The organism is Bacteroides sp. (assembly GCF_030151085.1).
GTDB lineage: Bacteria > Bacteroidota > Bacteroidia > Bacteroidales > Bacteroidaceae > Bacteroides.
The window spans coordinates 40009-56809 of record NZ_JASLER010000001.1 but is presented as its reverse complement, the minus strand read 5'-3'; the positions used below and the strand labels follow the sequence as shown (position 1 = coordinate 56809).

Sequence of the window (16801 nt, the reverse complement as noted above, 5' to 3'; positions counted from 1 at the left end):
TATGAAGAATATTATAACCGCACTAGCTTTTCTTATTATTTCAGTGTTTTCCTGCTATTTATCAGCTCAAAGTATACCAATTAAGAGAAACGATTTGGTTATTCAAGGTTATCTGAATAAAATCGCAGGAAATGATATTTCATTTCATTCTCATTTGCCCAATGTAAATGATGCCATTATAGTAAGAACGTTAAGTGGCAACCAAAGTATAGAATGGGAAAGTGAAAAGCTTCCGAATGTTATTAAGAATAATTTTATTAATATTATCTGGACTTCCGGAATTTCAGGATTAATGCATGGAAAAATAGCCGCACCTATAACACTGTATGCCAATGGCAAAAAAGTAGTAACATTTAATACGGGTGGAGCCAAATCCTGGGATCTGAAAGGAAGTAAAGGAAGCTCTCTTGCTTTTCGAGAACATTTGAAAGACGGAAGTGATGACCGGTTCGGTTACATGTACCTTCGTCTGCCGAAGGAGTTTGTAACTCCGGGAAAATCTATCAGATTAAAACTCGTTGCTGAAAACTATAATACAGATAGCTGGACCATGGTTTTCAAAAACCAAATGAAATCATCCGAGATATCTGTAACATGCCAGCCTGCGATTCAGAAAAAGGATGGAAAGCAGCTACTAAGCATTTCATATTATAACTTTGGAGCTCCGCAAACAGCTCTTATTAAATTCAACGGTAATAGTTATAAAAGGGAAGTTGAATTCGGTCAGAATAATATAGAGATTCCTATAGTACCGGTTTTAGCTAAAGAGACTTTACCTATGGAAATTGCATTAGCGGATGAAGTCTATAAGAAAGATGTAAAATTAATCCCGGCACGTAAATGGGAAGCTAATTTTATGCAGATTACGCATACAGATATAGGATATACCCGCCCACAGACGGATATATTAGCGGAGCATGTGCGTTTCCTCGATTATGTACTGGACTATTGTGATGCTACTGATAGTTATCCTGATGCAGCTAAATTTCGTTGGACTTGTGAAGGAGCCTGGGCTGTAAAGGAATTCTTACGTTCACGTCCCAAATCCCAAATTGACAGATTTATCAAACGTGTAAAAGAAGGTCGCATAGAATTGACAGCCATGTATTTCAACTTTGATGAGCTACCTGATGAACAGACTTTAGCAGCTTCACTAGATCCATTGAAGGAATTCAAGAAACTCGGTCTGGAAGATATACAGGTTGCCACCCAAAATGATGTGAATGGTATTGGCTGGTGCTTCAACGAATACTTCCCGGAAATTGGAGTTAAATACTTAACTATGGGAGTCAACTTGCATAAAGCCATAGCTCCCTTCGAAATGCCTACTTATTTCTGGTGGACTTCACCTTCTGGAAAAAAAATGTTAGCTTATTATGGAGAACACTATATGCATGGTAATGGGCTTGGAGTTAACGGTACTGATTTCGAAGCTTTTGAAAACAAGTTATTAGGCTATTTACGGGGATTGGAACAAAGAGATTTCAAATATGACATCATGGGATGCGAGTTCTTAGGAATTGGGGGAGATAATTCGGCACCTTCCAAAGCAGCCTGTGAAATTGTGAAGCAATGGAATGAGAAGTATGAATGGCCCAAAGTGAGACTCTCTCTATACAAAGACTACATGGGCAAGATTGAAGATAGATACGGAAAAGATATTCCTGCCATTAGAGGAGCGTGGCCCGACTGGTGGACTGATGGATTTGGCTCAGGAGCTTTTGAATCTGCTGCATCAAGAACCACTCAAAGTGAAATGATTGCAACCCAAAATGCGCTGTCGATAACAAAATTATTGGGGGCAAAGTTTCCCGAACGAGTTTATAGTGAGGTTGAGGAAGTAAATGATTGCCTAATGTTCTATGGTGAACATACTTACGGTTTCGATGCCAGCATTTGGAAGCCTTTCTGTCGCGAGACTATGGAACAACGTTTCCTAAAAGCATCCTATACTTGGGAAGGTTTTCGCCGGGGACGTTTATTGGGTGAAACAGCTTTAGGCTTCCTGAAAGAATCTATTTCGAAAGCAGAAAAACCTTCAATCATGGTCTTCAACCCACTTTCATGGTCACGTACCGGAATTGCCAAGACATACATAGACTTTTCAATTCTACCGTTAGATAAAGACTTTACTATTACGGACGAAAACGGAAAAGAAATTAAAGCACAAATGGTAACCAGAAAACATGACGGTGCTTATTGGAATCTTTGGGTAGAGAATATACCTTCGTTTGGATACAAACAATATTTCATTGAAACACATGACCGAAAAGATGTTTCAGCTAAAAATAATTTTAATGGCAATTTCAATAGTATTTCCAACGAATGGTATGAACTTAAGATCAATGAAAAGCGCGGAACTCTGGAGTCAATCTTTGATAAAGAATTAAGCAAAAATATTCTTGAAGAAAGCTCCGAATGGAAATTTGGTGACTTAATACATGAGAAGTTAGACAGTCGTTTTCTTGATAAAAAAGTAATGGAAGGGCATACACGTAAGGTTCCTGCCAATATGAAATTTACAGGATATTCTCACGGGGAATTATGGGATACATATTCATTTGCCGGACATTCGGAAGCCGGTATTGGCGACGGTGATAATATGAATGTAGAATTCAGGGTCTATAATTGTGCCAAAAGGATAGATGTACATTTTGGTTTGACTAAGAAATTAGATACAAACCCCGAAGCAGTATATGTAGCCTTTCCTTTCTCACTGCCTGATGCCAAGATCTATTTTGATGTTCCCGGAGGCGTAATTGAGGCTGGAGTAGACCAAATACAAGGAACTTCAAATGACTGGAGTACAATCCAAACATTTGCAGCTGTCAGAAATGAAGATTCTCAAATCATCATCGGTACTCCCGAGGTGCCTTTGATGCAACTGGGAAATATTAATACGGGGCGCTTTAAGAAAGAGGCTGTACCTGAATCCAATCAAATATTCTCATACGTTATGAATAACTATTGGACTACTAATTTCAATGCAGACCAGCATGGAGAATTTCAATGGAATTATTTCATTACTTCCATGCCTGGCAATTCATTGGAAAAGGCAACTAAATTTGCATGGGAAAACAGAGTTCCTTGTATTGCCAGAACATTACCAGCAGGCAAAAGCAATGGAAAAGCAAAGTTCAGTGATAGTTTTCTATCCATAAATCCGCAAAATGTACTGGTTGTGAACATGAAACCTCTACCTGACGAAAATGCCATATTGCTACACCTTAGAGAGGTAGATGGAAAAGAAGCACACATCAGTTTGCAATCTAAGATATTGAAAGATATTCGTCTGATACCCTCCAATGTATTAGGTGAAGAAGTAACAACCGGTACTTTGGATATAAAACCATGGGAAACCAAGTTCGTGAAACTATCCTGGTAATTATGCACTGTTACAATTACAAACAAAAAAACAGTAATAACTAATAGAAAAAACAAATGAAGCATTATGTAAGAAAAATAGTCCTACTTGCTGTAACTGCTATTCCTATGGCACTCTGGTCTCAAAATATACCCGTATACAGAGATGCATCAAAGCCCATTGAAGAGCGTATCAATGATGCTTTGTCTCGTATGACTTTAGAGGAAAAAGTAGGATTGATTCATGCTGACAGAAGTTACGGTTCGGCCGGAGTACCCAGATTGGGTATTCCGGAAAACAATCTGACAGACGGACCATCAGGATTGCGTCCGGAAATGGTATGGCAAACATGGATTCATGCTGGTATGTCCAGTGATTCGTGTACAGCATTTCCTGCCATTGTGTGTCTTGCCGCAACCTGGAATCCCGACATGGGACATTTATTTGGAAAAAGTCTCAGTGAAGAAGCCTTATACAGAGACAAGAACATGCTTCTCGGTCCTGCCGTGAATATCTTCCGGACTCCAATGAATGGCCGTAACTTCGAATACATGGGCGAAGACCCGTATCTGGCATCCAAGATGGGAGTCTCCTACATTAAAGGTGTACAAGGGAATCATGTATCAGCGTGTGTAAAACACTTTGCCGTTAATAATCAGGAAACTAAGCGTACTACAATCAATACAATTGTTGACGAACGTACTTTGCATGAGATTTATTTTCCTGCTTTCAAAGCTGCCGTACAAGAAGGTGGAGTGTGGGCTATCATGGGAGCTTACAATAAATTCGAAGGACAATATTGTTGCCACAACTCTTATCTTTTGAATGATGTACTGCGCAATAAGTGGGGATTTGACGGAGTGGTAGTTTCCGATTTCGGTGGTACTCACGATACTCAGGAAGCTATTGATAATGGCTTGGACATGGAGTTCGGTACAGATCTTGGTTCAATAGAAGCATATCAGAACTACCGTCTCGCCAAACCTTATCTGAAACTACTAAGGGAAAATAAAACAAGTGTAGAAGTTCTGAATGAAAAAGTCAGACGAGTATTGCGCATGATGTATCGAACCAATATGTCAGAAGGACGTCCTTGGGGAACTCTTGCTTCGGAAGAGCATGCAATGGCTTCACGTAGAATTGCCGAAGAAGGAATTGTTCTTTTGAAAAACAACAAGAATATTCTACCACTGAATATAGAATCTTTGAAGAATATACTTGTGGTTGGTGAGAACGCCACGAAAATGATGAGTCGTGATGGTGGTTCTTCGGAAGCCAAATCAAAATACGAAGTAGTCCCTCTTGAAGGTATTCGCAAGTATGTTGCCGGTCGGGCAAAGGTCGAATACCAACCTGGATACTCATCGGTTGCATCAGAGTCAGTAAACGATAGTTTACATGCCGAAGCAGTGAAAGCAGCCAAGAGTGCAGACATTATAGTATATGTAGGCGGTATGAACAAAAGCCTTTATCAAGATTGTGAAGGAGTGGACAGACAATCTTACAATATTCCGTATAATCAGGATGCCTTGATAGCTGCTCTATCATCAGAAAATCCGGCTTTCGTTGCAGTAATGATATGCGGTAATGCATATGCTATGCCTTGGGCTGAGAAGGTGCCTGCAATTGTTCAAGCATGGTATGGTGGTACAGAGGCTGGTAATGCGATAGCTTCCGTTTTGTTCGGAGAAACCAATCCGTCGGGTAAACTGCCATTCTCCTTTCCTGTGAAAATAGAAGATAATGCAGCACATACATTCGGTGCATATCCAGGTGACGGTGAAACAGTAGAGTATAAAGAAGGTATCTTTGTTGGATACAGATGGTTCGAAAAAAAGAAGATAAAACCTTTATTTGCTTTCGGACATGGTCTCAGCTATACATCCTTCAATTATGGAAAGATTACGCTTGATAAAAAAGCAATGAAAAGCGCCGATAACCTGACTGTTACAATTCCTATTACCAACATTGGGAAAAGAGAGGGAGCAGAAGTCGTGCAAATGTACATTATGGACAAGGAGTCGTCTCTGCCTCGTCCGGTCAAGGAACTTAAAGGCTTCAAGAAAATGAAGATTGCTCCGGGAGAAACGGTTAGTGTTGACTTTACCATCGGAAAAGACGCTTTGAGCTTTTATGATCCTGCACGCCACGAGTGGGTTGCAGAGCCTGGCAAGTTCCAAGTTCTTATTGGAGCGGCTTCTGACGACATAAAAGCGACAGCAACTTTCTCTTTGGAGTAACCGGGAACGCATATATGTATTGATTTTTCTTAAAAGGAACAAGTCATTATTATGATATTCCAAATCCCCGTCAGAATACCTTCACAGAGGGGTAATTATTTTTAGTAAATTTGTTCCGGAGATTTAGTAAATCGTCACCGAAGATTTAGTAAATCTCCGACCAATTTTTAGTAAAAAGCAATAGCACCTTTTAAGGAACCAAAGAAATAGGACTAAAATTGTATAGAATATTCATATAACTGAACCTATAAATTCACTAATGAAGGCAACTATTAAATATCTCGCTACAGCAATCTTTTTGTTGATGACGGTAATGACTACATCAGCTCAAGACAAAGTTATCAAGAGGCTTGCGAGCGGTGAGAATCAAAAAATCGTTGTATATGGCACAAGTCTTTCCGCATCCAAGGAAGGATGGGCGGCAATGTTGGAAGATAGTTTGAGCGCACTCTATCTCGGGAAAGCAGAAGTCATCAATAGTGCACAAGCTGCCATGTGGTCTTCCTGGGGAGTAGAGAACCTGCGCGAAAGAGTTCTGGAACAGAAGCCCGATATGGTAATTATCGAGTTTGCGATGAATGACGCTTATCTACCCTATTCCACTTCTGTAGAAGCGGCAAGATTAAATCTCGAATACATGGTGTTCAGGATTCGGGAGTTACATCCAAGCTGTTCCATCTATATCCAAGTAATGAACATGCCTATAGCGGAACACAAGACACAAAGACCGGACATCGAACTCTACTATAATTTATATCGGAAAGAAGCTAAAAAACTTAAGGTTAAACTGATAGACCATTATGAATACTGGGTACCATTACTAAAAAAGGGTGAAAAGGAATTTCGCAGACATGTGCCGGACGGTATTCATCCGAACATTACCGCACAAAGAGAACTTGTGCTACCACACATATTGAAAGCTCTCGGAGTTATAAACGTAAAACACTAAATAATAATAATCTAATTAACAACATGAAAAGACTTCTCATAGTATTACTATGCAGCACTTGGGTATCGTTTACCGCGTTTGCAGGCACAGGCAATATCGCCACCCTAGCAACAGCTTCTTCGTCAAGAGATGCAGCAAGCGGTGCCGAGAAAGCAATCGACGGACTTATACATCTTGATAATGCAGGAGAGTGGGCATCAGGGGCAATCATGCCCTACTGGCAACAGTTGCCTTTCCCGTGGCTACAACTCGACTGGAAAGAAGAGGTTACTATCTCGAAAATTATTCTGTATGATCGTCCTAACAAAGATGCTCATATGGCTGGTGGAGATTTATACTTCAGCGATGGCAGCAGAATCGGAGTAGTTGGAATTCCCAATGACGGCACTCCAAAAGTGGTAGAATTCGAACCCAAGAAAGTTCGTTGGGTGAAGTTCGCCGCCAACGATGCCATTGGTTCCTATATTGGTCTTTCGGAGATCGAGGTTTATCCGCCTGCCGAAGCATGCAAAGATTTCGTTTCCCAAGTAAATCCATTTATCGAGACAACCAAAGGACGATATTTCTTCTTCATTACAGGTAATCAGCCTTTTGGAATGATTGGAGCAGCTCCCATGACCCGTAACCGCAATCAGTTTGGTGGTGGCTATAATTACAACTCAACAGAAGTGCTCGGATTTCCTCAGATTCACTGTTGGGTACTTGCCGGACTTACGCTTATGCCTACTACAGGAAATGTAAACCCGACTCTCGGAGAGGAAAACTGGAAATCGACCTTCCTACACGAAGAAGAGATAGCACAACCCGGATATCACAGAATGTACCTGAAGGACTACGGCATCTGGGTGGAACAAACCGCCACAGACCGGACCGGCATGTACCAGCTTACCTATACAAAAGACTCTGATGCGGATATACTCGTGAACCTCGGTGGCTACATTGCTTCTACCACCATGCGTAATGCATCTGTAAAGAGAGTCTCCAACAACGAAATAGAAGGAAGTTTCGATACTTACGGCCGGCATTGGGGAGGCCCGGAGAATGTAAAAATCCACTTCGTAGTACGCTTCGACAAGGATTTCGAAAGACTGGACGGATGGCGTGATAAAGAACGTTTCCGTGGAATAGACACACTCAGAGGTTCATCGGCCATCACCAGACGATTCCCGACAGAAGAGCTCAGTTACCTGGACTCACCCACATCCGGCGTATCGGCACACTACAAAGTTAAAACCGGAGAGAAGATTCGCATCCGTACAGCCATATCTTTTGTCAGTGCAGCCAATGCACGAGAAAATCTGGAGAACGATGCCACCACATGGGATTTCGACCAAGTAAAAAAAACCTCTCAGAATGAGTGGAACGAATGGCTGGGACGCATTGAAGTCAAAGGGGGAACACAAGACCAGCGTACCAAGTTTTATACAGATTTATGGCACGTACTGCTTGGCAGACACAAAATAGACGACGTAAACGGAGAATATCCCGATTTGACTGAAGGAGAAAGATATTATTCTTTTACCCGTAACATCCATCCGAAAACACGCACGCTTCCACGCGGAGAAGACGGAAAGGTATTGCACCACATGTACAATTCCGATGCTTTTTGGCTTACCCAATGGAATCTTAATATATTGTGGGGTTTAGGATGGCCCGAAATGATGGACGAAATGTCTGCTTCGCTCATTCGTTATGCTGACAATGGCGGACTCATCCCACGCGGACCTTGTGCCGGAGGATATACTTATATCATGTCCGGATGTCCTGCCACTCCCTTAATTGTATCTACCTACAATAAAGGTCTGATGAAGAAATGCGACCCGATGCATGCCTTCAAAACAATGCAGCGCAACCACATGCCGGGCGGCATGATGGGTATTGGGGATTATTATCTTGATAATGGTTATCAGCCGGGGAATGCCGGTATGACTATAGAGTCTAATTTTCAGGATTGGGCTTTGTCTCAAATGGCAGTTCGCCTTGGACTTAGCAACGAAACCGAGTATTTCCGTTCTCGCTCCAACGGATGGGAGAAACTATATCATCCCACACAGCAATTAATCTTCCCTAAAAATGACAAGGGAGAATGGATTCACGAAGACCCACTGAAAGGAGATGGCTATATAGAAGCGAATGCATGGCAGGCCAGCTTTGGTATTTCACATGCTCTGCCCAAATTATCAGAAATGATGGGAGGTGAGAATGAATTCTGCAATAAGCTGAATCATGCTTTTGAGCAGGCTGCTCCACAGGATTTTGTATTCGGTTATGGTACGGGATATGTAAGTTATGCCAATCAGCCGGGATGTTCAAATGCTCATGCATTCAACTGGGGAGGCAAGCCGTGGCTCAGCCAGTATTGGGTACGCAGGGTCAATGAACAGGCATACGGTGCAACTACACCGGATAGAGGTTATGGTGGACATGATGAAGACCAAGGGCAGATGGGTGGTGTCAGTGCACTGATGTCTTTAGGTTTATTCAGTGTTCGAGGTACAGCTTCTGCTAAGCCTATATACGAAATAACGTCACCGGTTTTCGATGAAATCATCATCCACTTAGACAAACGTTATTATCCTGCCAGCCAGTCCGACAAATTTGTAATTCGGACTTATAATAACTCTGAACAGAATATGTATATAAACAAAGCAAGCCTCAACGGGAAAGCCCTTAATACATTCTGGTTCTCGCACGAAGCATTCGCCAATGGAGGAGAACTAAACTTATGGATGAGTCCGAAGCCTAATACTAAATGGGGAAATAAAGGCTTACCGACAGAGTAACTATACCTCTATAGTATATATTCACTAAATACATTCGAGAGTTAAAGAATCTATTTTATAGAGACTTTAACTTCCGAATTGTAAGTAGTTTCTTTGTTACGGAATTAGTAATATCAGGTAATACAAATCAATATATGAAAACAAAACTTTTTTTAATCAGTGCCATGTGCCTATTTGTATTGACAGCCTTGGCGCAAAAAAAGACTTTTCCAACAGTTGCAATGTCTTTCAATATCCGCTTCGACAATCCGGGAGACAGTGCCAATACTTGGAAGTTTAGGGCAGATAACGTAGCCCTACTAATAAATTATTATACTCCTGATTTGCTTGGATTACAAGAAGTAATGAAAAACCAGTTGAGTGATTTAAAGAAGCGTCTCCCACAATATTCCTCTGTTGGAGTAGCACGAGTTGACGGCAAAGAGAAGGGAGAATTCAATCCTATCTTCTTCAACACCAATCGATACAAGCTATTAAAACACGGGGATTTTGGGCTAAGCGAATCACCTGATAAATTTGGGATAAAAGGATGGGATTCCGCTTTCGAACGTATTGTTACATGGGCAATACTAAAAGACATGTCAAACGGAGAAAAAATAGCTGTTTTCAATACACATTTTGACCATGTAGGACAGGTATCTCGCCGAGAGAGTGCTAAACTATTACTCGCCAAAGTGAAAGAAATTGCAGATTCACTTCCTCTAGTCATTACAGGTGACTTCAATCTCACTCCCGACTCCGAGCCTTTCAGTATACTGACCGACGGTACATTAAAAGCTACTTGTCTGGATTCTCCTATCAAATATGGTCCTTCAGGATCATTCCATGGTTTTGGACGTGTTCCTGAAAAAGAACGTTCTCTAATAGACTTCATTTTCGTGAACGAACTTATTCAAGTAAAAAAATACAGAGTTATTGCCGATCAACCGGAAAACGGATATTATTCAGATCATAATCCTATCTTGGTAACATACTAACAGCAGTGCAGGCTTGACAATAAGATTGCTGTGCAAATTAAACCACCTTATTAGAAACTAATAAACAGAATTACTTTTATGAGAAAAAGAGCTCTATTAGCTTGTTCACTTCTATTTTGCCTATCCGCCTTTTCCGGTCAGAAAAACAAACACATAGTCCTGGAAAACAAACACATCGCGGTGGTCTTTGATGCGGAAAGTGGTGCACTGATGCGGATGACTGACAAGAATTCAGGATGGGAGATTATGAGGCGCGAAGTTCTGGGACAATCGTTTGAAGTGCTGATGCCGCTGGAAGGTCCCCAAATGACTGATGCCGACTGTAGGTTCAATGTGATAAAAGGTATTAAGCAAAGTAATCCCATTATTCAGCAGGACGATAACAGGATTACGTTTACCTGGCGCGGCATGAAATCCGAACATATGGATAAAGAGGCGGATATAACCTTCAAAGGGGTAGTCAGCCTGACAGGCAAGGGACTGGAATTTTCAGGCAGTCTGGTCAATAAAAGCGAATATCCTATAGAATACGTATCCTGGCCGTGTATTGGAGAAATTACCGTGCCCGACAAAACACAACCACTACATCATAGCACACGTAGCGATGTACGGGAACTATTCCCCCACTTCTTCAACCAGCATGGTTATTGGGGAGTAGATTATCCTACATCCACGTATGTTCTTCCCGAGAAATTCTTCTTGCAAGTCAATGACCGTGAAAGAGGCTTCATGGCTTATACACGCCAGTTGCCGAAGTATATGCTTATTACTTCTTTCGAACTGATTCCCGGATTTGAAGTCAGAGGCGAGAATCCTTATACCGACGAGATGGATGGTGAAATGGTGCGTATCCAGTTCAAGGCCAATCATGTGGTTTATAACAGACCGGGTGAATCTTCAATGCTCGATCCGCTGGAGTTTGTCACCTACAAGGGAGGCTGGACCAAAGGAGTGGATATCTATAAAAACGACCGCGTAAAACAGGCTAGCAAAGCGAAAAGGAAAACCCCGGAATGGCTCGCAAGTCCTTTGACCTGGAGAAAAGCAAGCATCAGCAGTGGTGTGGATTTACTTCGTTATGCAGAGGAGAGTGCCAAACTAGGCGTTGATGTACTTCTGGTGAATGGCTGGTTCAGAGGTGTGGACGGACATATTGTTGAAGTTCCCGGTTTGGAAGAAGCTATTGCCAAATGCCACAAACTGGGCTTACGTGTAGTGCTTGAAACCAATTGGACTAGCGTTGACAGACATGCGAAAGGCTACAACGAAAATCTGAGAAAGTACGTGATGACCGATCCGTTCAACATGCCATATAACTATAACAACATGTGTCCCAATGCTCCTGCCATCCAGGACTGGATAAAAAAGGAATGGCTCAAGCTTCCTGCCCTGCATGCCGCCGACGGTTATATGAACAATGACCATAACCACAACAACAAAACTTTCATGTGTTTCGACAGGAACCACAACCACCGCTTCGGTGAACCGACCATTAACGGCATGATGAAAATAGACAGCGAAATGACTGAAGCTCTTGCCGCTAATGGCGATAAGGTAGCTATGGGACGGGGTTTCATTGAATATCAGAACGACATTTATGACGGATGCCAGGTTAGTGTCAATGATGATTTCTATGCCCGTCATCGTTTTATGAACCCTGCTACTCCTATGGTGAGCCGCGTAGAAGTCAGAAATGCACGTAGAGAAATGAACAAGGCATTACTCAACCGAATGAATATTGTCTATGATTTGAATTTCTTCAGTAATCGGCTTTCAGACTATCCGCACATAACAGAGTATGGCAGACAGATAAAAGCATTACGCAACCGTTATTCCGACTATATCTGGACTGCTACATTCGATGAGTGCAACGGAGCGACTGTCAATGGCGCATATGTGGAATACGCTGTTTTTATTGCCCGCAACGGCAAGCGTGCAGTCATAGTGACAAATATAAGCAATGATTGGGATTCCAAAGTAAGCGTTGCCCTGGATAATAGTACCTCTTTGGTATATGCCACTCCTGAATCATTGAAAAGCCAAACTTTTAACGGAACAGTGGAACTGGCCCCCCTTTCCGTTGCAATTATAATGGAAAAATAGAATAATCGCTGAAAATAGATGAAGAGAATACCTATAATATTATCAATGCTGCTCCTCAGCATAGGACTGGGAGCACAGCAGAAGTATCTGCTGGAAAATGAGAATATGCAAGCCGAAGTAGATCTTAACCGGGGTGCTTTAACGGGTTTGCAAAGCAAGATGACCGGTTGGAATGTGATGGAAGACGAAAAGGCGTCTTGCTCCTTCGAAGCAAATATCAAGCTTGCCAACGGTACTTTCCGTATAATTAATGCCTCTTCCCAGGAGCCACCGGAGGTAACGATACAGGGAAATGAACTTACTTTTATCTGGAAGACCCTAAAAGTGGGCGGTGAACAACTCAACGTGAAGATCGTGGGAACAATCACTATGACACCGGACGGACTGGTTTATGGCGGACGGATTGATAACAATTCCAATGCCACCATCGAACAACTATCCTGGCCTTTCCTGGGTGAAGTAACCCTTCCTGCCGATACCGAAAGAATGCTCTTCCAATATATGAACTACACCAAGTTCAATACTGAAGAACTCTATCCCAGAGAAGCTGGAAAGGGATGGAGCAATATGCCAGAACACTCGTTTACCTTGATTCATAACATGAAACAAGGTTTGTACATATCGAGTATGGATCATAAGCTGGACGAGTATATCCGTTGTGAATACGAAACAGTTCCTACGCCGGAGTATGCTGCGTATATCGGTTCAGCTACATCAAAGAAAGGATATGGAGAACGTAAACTGATGAGAATCCGTCTCAGGGCAGCCAGAATGTTGTATCTGCCGGGATATTCGAACAAGGAACTTGTTCCTTTCATCATGACACCTTACGTAGGTACTTGGCACAATGGCGTTGACATCTACAAGAAATGGCGTAGTACCTGGTTTGTACCCCCTCACAGAGCGGAGTGGCTGAAGCATGTGAACTCATGGCAGCAGCTCCAGATTAATTCTTCAGAATCGAACACCAACTTCAAGATTAAAGATCTGGGCAAGTATGTGGACGAATGCAAACGGTACGGTGTGGATGCCATCCAACTTACGGGATGGACTATGGGCGGCCAGGACAGAGGACTTCCTGTACACAGTCTTGATCCCCGTTTAGGCACAGTCGAAGAGTTTAAGAAAGCGATTGTCGATGCTGGAAGAAAAGGAGTGAAGATTCTTCTTTTCACGAAATTCACCTGGGCTGACCTTACTACAGACTACCATGAACAATACTTGCCCAATCTGGCATGGAATGCAGAGCGTGATACCTGTATCCATCCGGGTTACAACTACAACACATACACCCAACTTGAAGGCATGAATACCCGTAGATTCGGTATCTTCTGCATGATGGACGAAAACCTCCGTAAGAAGTTGCATACGGAATTCCAGAAATGTCTTGACCTAGGTGCACCCGGTATGGTTTATGACGAGAATCAGCATCATGCCGGAGCAATGCTCTGCTTCAATCCCAATCATGGACATAAAGTCCCCGGATTCGTATATAAGGGTGCTGACCTTCTGGGGCGCGAGTTCTACGAAATGTGCCAAAAAACTAATCCTGACTTCCTGATGACTGGCGAAGGCCCGTATGACCTACAAACGCAGTACTACAGTACATATACTCGTGCCGATTACCACCATGAGCCGGTATTACGTTATATAGACTCCGAAGTGCCGGTTGCTTGCGCGGTCATTGACCACAATGACAAGAACCATGTAAATATGTGCGCAGCGATGAAGTACTCGATGAGTTACGAAGTGAGGAACTTCAAGGGAAGTTTAAGTGAGTTCCCCCGTGTGATGGAATACGGACAAAAGGTTGACAAGCTGAGAAAACGCTATTCCGACTTTTTGTGGGATGCCGAATACCAAGATGTGCTGGGTGCTAAAGTTAAAGGAGATAATATCCGGTATACCGTTTTCCGTAACAACAAGACTGGTAAGAAGGCGGTAGTGGCATACAATGTAGATAGTCGGAAGGCGAATACGGCAACTATATCTTTGGATAACTCCAACTCTCCATTAATTATGGTTTCGCCGGAAAGGCAATCGCCAGTCAAGTTTAAGGGACAAGTGGAAATCGGACCTCAGTCTATGGTTGTAATTATGGAGAAATAGCCTAAACTTAGAGACATACAATTAAAACATCACAGTCTCATTCCAATGCCATTCTAGTTTTTTGGTTCTTCGTCACTTACTCCTCTAAGTGACGAAGAACCAAAACTATAATTTTCTGAATATCTTAAAACGACTTCTTACAAACTTACCATTCCGGAGCTTTCTGCCCCAACAGACTCTCCACAAAGAAATCATGTATCTTATGCATCTCGAACGTCCCACCCAGACTGTGACCTTTACCGGGCAGATAGAGTTGGTCGAAGTTCTTATTAGCTTTCATCAGTTCACTCACTACCTGCAAAGTCGATGCAGGGTCAACATTATCGTCCAGCTCGCCATTTATCAGTAGTAGTTTGCCTTTCAGTCGCCAAGCATTGTCTACATTGGAAGAGGCGCTATAAGATTCATCTATCGGATAGCCCATCCATTGCTCGTTCCACCAAATCTTATCCATACGATTGTCGTGGCAACCACAGAGGGCTACAGCAGCTTTATAGAAATCGTTGTGAAAGAGCAGGGCTGCCATTGCATTTTGACCTCCGGCAGACCATCCGTAGATACCTACACGTTCAATATCCATATAGGAGTACTGCTTAGCGGCAGCTTTTATCCAAGCGATACGGTCGGGAAATCCGGCATCTTTCAGGTTCTTCCAGCAGACATCGTGAAAGGCTTTGGAACGGTTGGAAGTACCCATACCATCAATCTTGACAACGATAAAGCCTAATTCCACCAAACGGGAACAGAGATGGTCGGTAGCACGGAAGTATTTCTCCACATGGGAATCGTGAGGGCCTGCGTAGATCATCTCGATAACCGGATACGACTTGGATGTATCGAAATTAGAGGGACGAAGGATCTTTCCCCAAATATCGGTCTTGCCGTCACGACCTTTGGCATGGAAAACTTCAGGCATTTGCCAGCCCGAAGCTGTCAGTTCGCTGATATCGCTTTTTCCGAGTTGAGCAATAATGGAACCGTCTGTAGAACTGCGCAACACCGATGTATAGGGCATATCGGCACGAGAGTAGGCATCAACGAGATATTTATGATCTGAAGAAGCCGTTACCTGATGATTGGCGGGTTCGGGAGTGAGATCTTTGAAACCGGTACCGTCCATATTGATGCGACAATAATGCAAGTGATAAGGGTCTTCATCGGGGTTGAAACCGCAAGCGTTAAAATAAATCACGCGGTTGACCTCATCCACATAATCGACGTTGCGTACTACCCACTCGCCTTTGGTTATTTGACGTTTTACTTGTCCATCGTTACCCAAGAGATAGAGATGCCGCCAACCGTCGCGTTCGGATATCCAAAGCATCTCTTGTCCGTCGTTCAAGTCGTGGCGGTAACATTGGTAATAATGGATGAAGGTAGCAGCTTGTTCATCGGCCAGATGGGTGATCTTTCCATCAGTAGCATTGACTTCGCCCACGATGTAGCGCTGATGTCCCCGTTGGTTGAACTCGAAGGTGAACGCACGGCTATCTTTGCGCCATCCGGTGAGATAGAGATCGAACTGGTTTGCGTAGAGATCAGTATCAAGGGGAATTTGCTTACGGGTGGTCCAATCGAAGAGGACGGGCAAAGAGATAGGAATCACATCGCCCGGCTTGGCATAGTCACGCCATTGCAGCACAGGTTGTACCTGGGTGACGGGGTGTGATTCTAACAAGGGAATACGACGTTCCTGCGTATCGCGCACTTTCAAGGTAGCAAGTTTGCGAGAGTCGGGCGACCATATCAAACGATCGCTGTAGTGATAGCCTTGTGTACCGTCAGTGGTGAGAGCTACGGGTTTCCGAGGTTCTTTCCGTTCACGGACATAGACGTTGTTATCCTGTATATAAGCTTCCCAAAGGCTATCAGGCGATGCCACAGTACGAGGTTTTGTATTATCTTCGTTCCGCCATTCGTTAGTGTTCTGTTCATTCGTCAGTTCTTCGGCCAAGTGTTTATTCTTGCCTTTGAAGTAGCTGGAGAGATCTTTCTTGTCGGCGGCTTTTTCCTTGCGCCCGGTTTCAGCATTCACTAGATAATAGACATTACCGCCCGGTTCGCGGTTCTGATACCAGAAGTAGTGAGAATCCCGAAGCCAATTGGGACGCACCCCCGGAGAAAAGACACGATTTTCTAGTTTCAAAATGGTATCTGCCCGCTGATAATCAGCTTTCGTAAGCTGGGCTTCAAGATTAGTTGAAGAGACCAGTCCCAAAAGCAGGATAATAAGATTCTTTTTCATGTATAGTATGTAATTAGACATCAATGTTTAG

General features: G+C 42.9%; 8 protein-coding genes. 7 read left to right on the top strand and 1 reads right to left on the bottom strand.

The features are described from left to right. Position 1: 1 nt before the first annotated feature. The 7 genes from Q1W14_RS00140 (at position 2) to Q1W14_RS00110 (ending at position 14525) form a co-directional block, all read left to right on the top strand. Complete coding sequence (locus Q1W14_RS00140; RefSeq protein WP_300698079.1) at positions 2 to 3385, top strand: glycoside hydrolase family 38 C-terminal domain-containing protein; 3384 nt, start codon at positions 2 to 4, stop codon at positions 3383 to 3385. Positions 3386 to 3441: 56 nt separating this feature from the next. Continuing rightward, positions 3442 to 5604, top strand: coding sequence for a glycoside hydrolase family 3 C-terminal domain-containing protein (locus Q1W14_RS00135; RefSeq protein ID WP_300698078.1), 2163 nt, complete (start codon positions 3442 to 3444; stop codon positions 5602 to 5604). Between the two features lie 259 nt (positions 5605 to 5863). Beyond that, positions 5864 to 6553 (top strand): SGNH/GDSL hydrolase family protein, encoded by a 690-nt coding sequence (locus tag Q1W14_RS00130; protein ID WP_300698077.1) that lies wholly within the window; start codon positions 5864 to 5866, stop codon positions 6551 to 6553. Positions 6554 to 6576: 23 nt separating this feature from the next. After that, positions 6577 to 9336 carry a GH92 family glycosyl hydrolase gene (locus Q1W14_RS00125; protein ID WP_300698075.1) on the top strand — a complete coding sequence of 920 codons (2760 nt, stop codon included), beginning with the start codon at positions 6577 to 6579 and terminating at the stop codon, positions 9334 to 9336. Positions 9337 to 9470: 134 nt separating this feature from the next. Then, positions 9471 to 10313: an endonuclease/exonuclease/phosphatase family protein gene (locus Q1W14_RS00120; protein WP_300698073.1), complete on the top strand. Its 843-nt coding sequence runs from the start codon at positions 9471 to 9473 to the stop codon at positions 10311 to 10313. 78 nt (positions 10314 to 10391) lie between these two features. Further along, a complete protein-coding gene (locus Q1W14_RS00115; RefSeq protein ID WP_300698072.1) occupies positions 10392 to 12416 on the top strand; it encodes a DUF6259 domain-containing protein in 2025 nt (674 codons plus the stop codon). An 18-nt stretch (positions 12417 to 12434) separates the two neighbouring features. Continuing rightward, positions 12435 to 14525 (top strand): DUF6259 domain-containing protein, encoded by a 2091-nt coding sequence (locus Q1W14_RS00110; protein WP_300698070.1) that lies wholly within the window; start codon positions 12435 to 12437, stop codon positions 14523 to 14525. Between the two features lie 145 nt (positions 14526 to 14670). Here Q1W14_RS00110 and Q1W14_RS00105 read toward each other — a convergent pair whose 3' ends face one another. Continuing rightward, a complete protein-coding gene (locus tag Q1W14_RS00105; RefSeq protein ID WP_300698068.1) occupies positions 14671 to 16770 on the bottom strand; it encodes a S9 family peptidase in 2100 nt (699 codons plus the stop codon). Positions 16771 to 16801 lie beyond the last annotated feature (31 nt).

Bases quoted from the DNA above. Each gene is read 5' to 3' on its own strand.
- Q1W14_RS00130 (WP_300698077.1), top strand. From the start codon at position 5,864: ATGAAGGCAACTATTAAATATCTCGCTACAGCAATCTTTTTGTTGATG.
- Q1W14_RS00105 (WP_300698068.1), bottom strand. From the start codon at position 16,770: ATGAAAAAGAATCTTATTATCCTGCTTTTGGGACTGGTCTCTTCAACT.
- Q1W14_RS00120 (WP_300698073.1), top strand. From the start codon at position 9,471: ATGAAAACAAAACTTTTTTTAATCAGTGCCATGTGCCTATTTGTATTG.
- Q1W14_RS00115 (WP_300698072.1), top strand. From the start codon at position 10,392: ATGAGAAAAAGAGCTCTATTAGCTTGTTCACTTCTATTTTGCCTATCC.
- Q1W14_RS00135 (WP_300698078.1), top strand. From the start codon at position 3,442: ATGAAGCATTATGTAAGAAAAATAGTCCTACTTGCTGTAACTGCTATT.
- Q1W14_RS00140 (WP_300698079.1), top strand. From the start codon at position 2: ATGAAGAATATTATAACCGCACTAGCTTTTCTTATTATTTCAGTGTTT.
- Q1W14_RS00125 (WP_300698075.1), top strand. From the start codon at position 6,577: ATGAAAAGACTTCTCATAGTATTACTATGCAGCACTTGGGTATCGTTT.
- Q1W14_RS00110 (WP_300698070.1), top strand. From the start codon at position 12,435: ATGAAGAGAATACCTATAATATTATCAATGCTGCTCCTCAGCATAGGA.